1 pseudogene is annotated in these 715 nt (G+C 73.1%); it reads left to right on the top strand.

The window, feature by feature from the left end:
• Nucleotides 1-715, top strand: a pseudogene (locus tag D7V93_RS45730) (dolichyl-phosphate-mannose--protein mannosyltransferase); the annotation flags it as partial.

Here is a 715-nt window from a genome sequence, read left to right as displayed (position 1 = left end):
GACGTGGCTCGTCCTCTCACTGGGCACGGTGAAGGTCCCGGCCATCGCGTGGGGGGCGGTGCCCGCCGTCCTCGCCGCCCTGGCCATCGCGGGTTCGGACGCCTGGCGGCATCCCACCCTCGCGGCCCTGTTGCTGGCGGGCCTCAGCACGCCGCTGGCCATGGAGCATCTGCCCACCCTGGCCCGGGTGCGCGAGCATCTGCCACCGTCCTGGGAGCAGACGCGGTCCCTGCCCGGGCTCGCCGAGGGCCTGGTCCTGGCCTTCTTCGCGGCGTCGCTCACGGCGGTGCTCTTTCGGCTGCTGCGCCGGCCCCAGTGGATGGCGCTGGGGCTGGGGCTCATGGCGTCGGCGGTGCTCGCGTGGCAGCTGGCCATCACCCTGCCCGTGGAGAAGGCGCGCTATCAGGCCGAGCACGTGGAAGAGCTGTACGTCAGCCATTCGCGCGAGGTGGGGCGCGCGCTGGCGAAGGCCACGCCGAAGCGCAGCGTCATCTTCGCCGCGTTGGACGCGGATCCGCCGCTCACCTTCGAGACGCTGAGCCTCATGTTCTGGAGCGGTCGGATGACGTACCGGCAGGCTCCGGACCTGGCCCTCACCCGCGAGCGCGGCTACCACGCCTATCTCGTCTCTCCCCTCGCGGAGCGTTACGCGCCCGTGCCCGGCGTGCCGCCCCAGGCCGCGCTGCGCGCCTATGACCTGGAGGCCCCCCTCCCC

The organism is Corallococcus llansteffanensis, assembly GCF_003612055.1.
Classification (GTDB): domain Bacteria; phylum Myxococcota; class Myxococcia; order Myxococcales; family Myxococcaceae; genus Corallococcus; species Corallococcus llansteffanensis.
This window is presented reverse-complemented; position numbering and strand designations above follow the sequence as displayed.